This is a genomic window from Vallitalea maricola, assembly GCF_036985595.1.
In the GTDB taxonomy this organism is placed as follows: domain Bacteria; phylum Bacillota; class Clostridia; order Lachnospirales; family Vallitaleaceae; genus Vallitalea; species Vallitalea maricola.
This window is the reverse complement of sequence record NZ_BTPU01000078.1, coordinates 21,073-28,138: the sequence shown is the minus strand read 5'-3', so window position 1 is coordinate 28,138 and position 7,066 is coordinate 21,073. Positions and strand designations below refer to the sequence as shown.

The window sequence follows — 7,066 nt, the reverse complement described above, 5'->3', positions numbered from 1 at the left end:
ACTTATTATACGAGGAGAGATACTTATTTTAATAGAATACGCAATAACCAGTTTGCAATAATAATAAAACAAATACCTACACTAAATATTGTATTAAATTTACTTATGTACAAGTTGTACCTTTTTCTAAATAAAAATATACTACTATTGATAATTTGACAAATTACAAGTAAGTAAAGAGGTAGTCCAGCATAATTATAATTAATTGATTTTATGAATCTACCATTACTAATGGATACAAAACTTCTTGTTAATCCACAGGAAGGGCATTCATGCCCTGTAACTTCTTTTACTGCGCATTTACCAATTATAATATTATTTGTTAAATAAACCTTATCATCTTTAATATGAGCTATTGCTGACACTATAATAATTAAAGTCAGAGCTATGATTATTAAGATATTAAAGATAACCATATAATTTATCTTATACAAAATTATTTAATTGTGATACTGCTGAAAAAAGTCCAGCTACAAGTAATATAACTAAACCAGCAGTAATAATTCCTAGTATAAGACCTGCTATTGCCATACTTCTTCCTGTTTTATCCTCGTTTTCTTTATTAGCATTAAGAAATACTGCTCCAAAGATTATAGCTAATATGGCTAGTATAATAGATAAGTACCAAAAACAGAAAAATACTATTCCGACTATACCACAAACCATAGATGCTATAGACAGACCTTTGAACTTTACTTCTTGGTTTGAATTGTTAAAGTCTGACATACTTATTTCCTCCTTCAATCTTTATAGGGGAATTATACCATATTATTGTATATTTTTCCATAAAGTTATAATTAATCCAAATGTTGCTAATAAATTAATTATTAAAAAGCTTGTATAATACCACAATAACTTTATTTTATATATGTACAAACAAGGGTTTTAATGTAACAAAACTTATTTTACCTGCATTTTAAAACATATAGAATCCTAATTGAAACATAATCCATAGTTATTGATTCTATTCTATGATATCTTATAGCCATATCAATACAAAGGGTGAATGTAATGCTTATTGATAGGCCAATTAATGTACTGACGTATCATCTATATAAAAACACTCTAATACCGCACAAAAATATTAGAGTAATGAGATATGGTATATATGTCTTGTATAGCGAATTTGTAAAGCTTGCCATATTAACAATATTCTTTAGCTTGATTGGAATGCTAAATGAATTTTTATTTGCTTTAGTTATTCTCCTTTTAATTAGGCCCTATAGTGGAGGAATTCACTTCAACAGTTTTATGGGATGTTTTTTATTTACCATTGGGTTTTTCATCCTAAATGTTGCTATTTTACCAAGTTTAAACTATATAAACAATCCCTCAATTTATATAGTTTTATTTCCCATTAACTTGTTGATAATATTTTTATGTTCACCCATGCCCTCAAAACATAGACCAATTAAAAATAAAAAAATTAAAAATAAATATAAATTTTTAGCTACGTTTTTTACCGTAGCAATATATTCAGCCTTATTACTTACAAACATTGATCCTACATTCAAGGCAATAGGGTTATGGACTATTAATCTTCAAGCTATCCAATTATTAATAGGAGGAGGTGTAACACGTGAAAAAATTCAGAAAACAAAATTATTTTCTATACTCAATAGTTAGTTTCTTTGTATTCTTATCTTGGTTTCCTGTTAACAGAGCTAGTTGGTTATTGTTCGGTGAAGTTCCTTGTCCAAAATGTTTACAAAAATAGTTTTATCCGCCAAATAATATTTTAAAACATATTTGTTCTTCTTCGTAAGATATTTGAATATTTCCTTTATACGATTTAACTATTTTATTTACATTATATAATCCAAAGCCTCTATTATTGCCTTTTGTTGAATATCCTTTTTCAAATACTTTATCCAAAGTTTCAAATTTAACTGGCAAACTAGTATTTTTAACTTCAATTACTGTATTGTTATTTTCCTCAAATAAATTTACATGTACTTCCTTTTTTATAGCACTTTGATAGTTAGTTGCTGCTTCTATTGCATTATCTAATAGATTTCCTAATATATCTACAAATTCATAATCCTCAATAGGATATTTAGGAAAAGGGGTATAGCAGTTACAATTTAATTCTATATTATTTTGCCTAGCTTTTATTTTTTTACTGTATAATATGGCACTAATGATATTATTACCTGTGTTTAATAAAATATCATCTGAATGTAATTGGTATCCATCAATAACTGTATTTAAGTAATCAAGCAGCTCGTTATCTTGACTTTTTTCTGCGATTCCATAAATTGCATTAAGCTGATTTTTTATATCATGTTGTTTTGCTCTAACATCATCTAACAGATTTTCTAATATAGGATTATATTCCATGTATATTTCATTAGCTTTCTGTTTTTGTTTTATTTGTAGTAATTGTTTGAACACTATTGCAACTATTAATGTCCATGTTATTATACCTACAATAATAAGCGAAATATAATTCACACTATTAAAATTTATTTTCCAATATATGGAATAAATTCCTAAAGGTATAGCTATTAATATTATTAACCATTGAATAATTTTTTTAAATCTATTATATAAAGTGACTATCTCATTTAATGGGATATATCTATATGTAAATATTGATATTACTAATAATATTAAATTGCATGATATTGCAATAAAATCATTCTGTTTAATTATCCCTAATAATTGAAAAAGGAAAACAATCATTAATTGAATACTTAACAAATAAATAGTTGCTATAGTATACTCAAAAATAAGTAATTTAACAGATATATCTGTAATCAACTTAAATACAAGCAATATAGCAATTCCCAACATTACTTCTTTTAAGGGAATATTAAAATATATAAATAAGGTTACAATAATAATATGTAATACAATTAATATAACTTTATATATTGGACCTTTTAAAAATAATCTCTTATCTATCTTGCTAAGCACTAGTATCAAACTGGTAATTTCCAATATATTCATAATAATAAAATAGATAAACTCCATATTATATCCCCCCTTCAATCCTATTAATCACATCTACACTATACTTGTCTCCAATAAGTGCTACCTCTTCATAATCATAGAAATTGATATCCCAAGCTTTTTTATTATGTTTTTCTATACTTCTTATATGATTAATGTTAACTACATAACTCCTATGAGTTCTAACAAAATAATCAACTCCAGTTTCTTGAAGCATCTCAATCATTTGTTTGAATGTCATACTTGGAATTATTATTTTACCTAGAGTAGTATGTAAATACAGCTTTCTTCTACAGGACTCTGAATAAAATATGTCCTCGACGGATACTTTATGAATGACATTCTTCAGCTTTATGGTGATATACTTTTTATCTAGTTTATTTTCTTTATTTACTTTGTTGATTCCTTTTAATAATTTGTTGGTCACATCAATTATTTTACTTTTTGTGAAAGGTTTTTCAATAAAATCATAACAATGATATTCTTGAACTGCTTTTGGTAAATACATTAGATGTGTGGTAATAAAAATAATATAAGACAGCTCATATTGTTCTATAGATCTTATGATCTCAGCTATTTTTAACCCACTTATGTCTGGCAGCTGAATATCCAAGAAAAATAGATCGATTTTTATCTCTTTTAATAACTTCAGAGCTATTTTACCCGTCCCAGCTTTATAGATTCTTACATCACTAAAATTAGTCTTTAGAACATATTCTAGATTATTCCTTGATGTATCATTGTCTTCAACTATAAGTATGTTATTCATCTAATCATCCCCTATATAATGAATAAATAACTCGAATACTATTATTATACCTAAATATCTTGATAAATGGTATATATTTCCACAAAAAAGGCATAAAAAAAATGGATTATCAATCCATATATTAATTTCAAAAAAATAGTAGACTTTCATACTTGTCCAATAATTAAGTTATTGATAATTAATAATATCTGCTAAGGGAAAGATATTATTTTTTTAAAACTCTTTTATCTTAAGCATGAAAGCCCTTTTTTTAAAACTAATCATTTTTTCTTAATTTAACAGGAACTTTTGGTTGATTAAAGAACCATATGCATGCTGTTTGAACAGAAAGTGAAGCTACTGCAATACCAATCAATCCTACTAAACCTAATAACTTTGTTGAAACTTTCTCGTTAATTGTTGCTAACATATTTTGACCTCGCTTTCCTTTGTATTTATTATTGGTAGAACTGTTACTGACTCCATAAATACAGCAATAGCAGCTACCATATAATACGGCTCTAATGAATTCAAAAATATGCTCATGGCTATTATAATTATTGATTGTACTATAACCGTAACCATACTTTTCTTTTTGTAAGCTACTTTTTCTGAGCTACCCAGGGGTTTATTGATTGTGTCAACAGGTGCATAACTAATAATGATTATGCATGATTCAATTAGCACTAATATAATTATTATAAGATTTTTGTCAAAATCTAATAGTAAATGTGAAATCAAAATTGCTAAAAAACATGATAGCAAAAAATATATAAAACATTTCCAATGTGATTTTGCATGATATCCTCCAGCTTGTACCCTAAGTGAACAAAAAAACAATATAAATACTATGACTTTTAACAAACACCTGAAAATGATTCCTAAGATAACCATACCAATAAGGATTAAAAGTGATGATATTATAATTTCAAATCCATATGTATAAACTTCTTTATCATCTTCTTTAATAATGTTCTTATCAATTAGTTTGCTAGAAATTTTGTTTGAAAATTCATATATCACAAATATCCTCCTCTCACATTTTTAATTTTATACTAATTCCAGTACAAATCAACCCTTATATGACTTTTGGTAGTTAACTCGTGATATTTGGTCATTATTTAATTAAGTTCTCCATTATACAACATTATATTAACGCTAAAATAATCTTTAATGCACATAATCTCCATATTACCATAATATTTTTCTACTATTTGATTAATATTCTTCAATCCTATGCCATGTATTTCTTTATCAGCCTTTGTGGTATCAAGGCTGATATTTTCACTACCTACAGTACTATTAACACAGTCAATAACAAGATAATTATTTACATTGTTAATGTCTAACTTGATATATCTATTGTTTTCATCAACCTTAATGGTAGCCTCAATAGCATTATCAATTAGATTACCTAATATAATACATATATCCACAGTATCAATAGTCAAATTATCTACACTGCCTATGTTCATCACACAATTTATATTATTTTTCCCAGCTCTGGCATATTTTCTGTTCAATAATGCTGATATTGCTGGATACTTAGTAATAATTATTTTATCTACCTCATCAATCTGTGATAATAATTTATTGAGATACTCTTCTAGTTTGGTATATTCTTTGTACCTGAGCAATCCTTTTATGTTCCCGAGATGATTAGACATATCATGTCTTAAGCTTTTTAACTTCAAAGTTGCATTATTGATTTCATCAAAGTATTTTGACTGCATCTCGTATTGCTGAATTTTCAATTGTAATTCTAGATCTTTCTTTGATTGAGCTAATAACTTATCATATATAAGCAAAGATACTATATTTACAATACCTAATCCTAATATTACGAATCCAGCCACTATACTGTCTTCATTATTTTCATACATAAGGTTTCTATACATTGGTACAATACTTGTCATTATTCCTAGATTAATAATAAATAGTGTGATAATCTCGATTAACAAACTTTTCTTCAAGAAACGTAGTCCAAATCTTTCACCATCAGATATAAAAAGTACTATAACCAAAAAAGTTATTAACTTGGAAACTACCATACCTAATACTCTCAAAATGTTACTTTTGGCAAAAATAGCTGGAGATTCTCCAAAAATGAAGCTTAAAATTGAAAGTATTATCCCTTCTATGGCAACGATCAATATTAATAATCCTATGTACCCTAATAATAATTTCATTATTTTTTCATCATATAATGCTAAAACTACAACAAACATAATGATGATCATACCTAGAAATGAACCTCTGAAAGTACACTCTAAATCATTTGAAAAGTAATTGAAAATAAATATTATAGCAGTTATTGAAAAACCGCCCACATAATAAGCAATTATACTATTATATCTCTTCTTGTAAACAGAACTGCAAAATTTTATTATTATCAAAGCTTCCACTATATCAACAAATAACTCTATTAGATACCAAATCATAACTTCACCCTTTTCCGACTCAAAAAAGTCTCTTTTACTTCTTTAGCATTTCTCCTGCTTACTGGAATTCTGTTACCATTTTTAAGTAGTACCTCTTTGGATGTAATTAATTCTATTTTGTCAATATTTGCAATGTAACCCTGATGTACTCTAATAAATCTGTCTCCATTAAGTAACATGTTCAATTCATTGAAGGTTCCATAGAACTCTATGTTCTGATTATCCGCCATTACCATGACTTTATTTTTGTATTTCTCAAAATAATTTATGCTGTTGTAAGCAATTATAATCTTTTCTTTATTCTTGTTTATCACTAAAAACTCTTCTTCTTTTTGAGGTTCTTTCAATTCGCCTATTATCTTAATAGCATCATATAACGCTTTTTGAAACTGCTCTATTTTAACAGGCTTAAGAATATACCTGAAGGTATTAACTTCAAAAACATCAAATACATACTCTTTATATCCAGTTACAAATATAATGATTACATTGTCATTTTTTTCTCTAATCTTTCTAGCCGATTCGATACCATCTAATCCTTTCATTTCCATATCCAAGAATATAATATGAAGTTTATTGGAATTACAATATGCAATTAAATCTTCTCCACATAAAAATTTCAAAATATTAACTTTAATATTTTCTGTCTCTACTGCTTCCATAATTAATTTTTCTACTAAATTCACCTGTAAAATTTCGTCATCACATATAGCAATATTAAGCTTCATTATTAAATCCTCCATAAATTATTAACTTAAAATTATCTGTATATATAAAACTACAATTATGCAATGTTATCTAATGACTTCTCTTAAATTTATTAAGATAATTCGTGTAAATAATTAGCATTATTAGGGTCAAATATTATATATAACTTATATATTTTAAATTTACAGATAATAATGTATAAATAAATTATACC

Annotated in this window: 9 protein-coding genes; 1 reads left to right on the top strand and 8 read right to left on the bottom strand. The window is 26.3% G+C overall.

Annotation, left to right across the window (positions count from 1 at the left end):
- Positions 1–23: 23 nt before the first annotated feature.
- Both AACQ14_RS20040 and AACQ14_RS20035 read right to left on the bottom strand, forming a co-directional pair.
- Entirely contained in the window at positions 24–365 is a 342-nt protein-coding gene (locus AACQ14_RS20040; protein WP_339365370.1) for a DUF2752 domain-containing protein, read from the bottom strand.
- 61 nt (positions 366–426) lie between these two features.
- A complete protein-coding gene (locus tag AACQ14_RS20035; RefSeq protein WP_339365369.1) occupies positions 427–726 on the bottom strand; it encodes a DUF4190 domain-containing protein in 300 nt (99 codons plus the stop codon).
- A gap of 285 nt (positions 727–1,011) precedes the next feature.
- On the opposite strand from AACQ14_RS20035, the gene AACQ14_RS20030 reads away from it, so the two are divergent.
- Positions 1,012–1,626, top strand: coding sequence for an accessory gene regulator ArgB-like protein (locus AACQ14_RS20030; protein ID WP_339365368.1), 615 nt, complete (start codon positions 1,012–1,014; stop codon positions 1,624–1,626).
- A 93-nt stretch (positions 1,627–1,719) separates the two neighbouring features.
- Here the strand turns inward: AACQ14_RS20030 and AACQ14_RS20025 are convergent, their stop codons facing one another.
- The 6 genes from AACQ14_RS20025 to AACQ14_RS20000 all read right to left on the bottom strand — a co-directional run bounded on the left by AACQ14_RS20025 (position 1,720) and on the right by AACQ14_RS20000 (position 6,872).
- Positions 1,720–2,976 (bottom strand): sensor histidine kinase, encoded by a 1,257-nt coding sequence (locus AACQ14_RS20025; protein ID WP_339365367.1) that lies wholly within the window; start codon positions 2,974–2,976, stop codon positions 1,720–1,722.
- A gap of 1 nt (position 2,977) precedes the next feature.
- A complete protein-coding gene (locus AACQ14_RS20020; protein WP_339365366.1) occupies positions 2,978–3,724 on the bottom strand; it encodes a LytR/AlgR family response regulator transcription factor in 747 nt (248 codons plus the stop codon).
- Between the two features lie 256 nt (positions 3,725–3,980).
- Positions 3,981–4,133, bottom strand: coding sequence for a cyclic lactone autoinducer peptide (locus tag AACQ14_RS20015; protein ID WP_339365365.1), 153 nt, complete (start codon positions 4,131–4,133; stop codon positions 3,981–3,983).
- Complete coding sequence (locus tag AACQ14_RS20010; RefSeq protein ID WP_339365364.1) at positions 4,127–4,726, bottom strand: accessory gene regulator ArgB-like protein; 600 nt, start codon at positions 4,724–4,726, stop codon at positions 4,127–4,129. Before AACQ14_RS20010 ends, AACQ14_RS20015 begins: the two co-directional genes overlap by 7 nt.
- Positions 4,727–4,824: 98 nt before the next feature.
- Positions 4,825–6,144 (bottom strand): sensor histidine kinase, encoded by a 1,320-nt coding sequence (locus tag AACQ14_RS20005; protein ID WP_339365363.1) that lies wholly within the window; start codon positions 6,142–6,144, stop codon positions 4,825–4,827.
- Positions 6,141–6,872, bottom strand: coding sequence for a LytR/AlgR family response regulator transcription factor (locus tag AACQ14_RS20000; RefSeq protein WP_339365362.1), 732 nt, complete (start codon positions 6,870–6,872; stop codon positions 6,141–6,143). The genes AACQ14_RS20005 and AACQ14_RS20000 overlap by 4 nt, the downstream gene beginning before the upstream one ends.
- Positions 6,873–7,066: the final 194 nt, after the last annotated feature.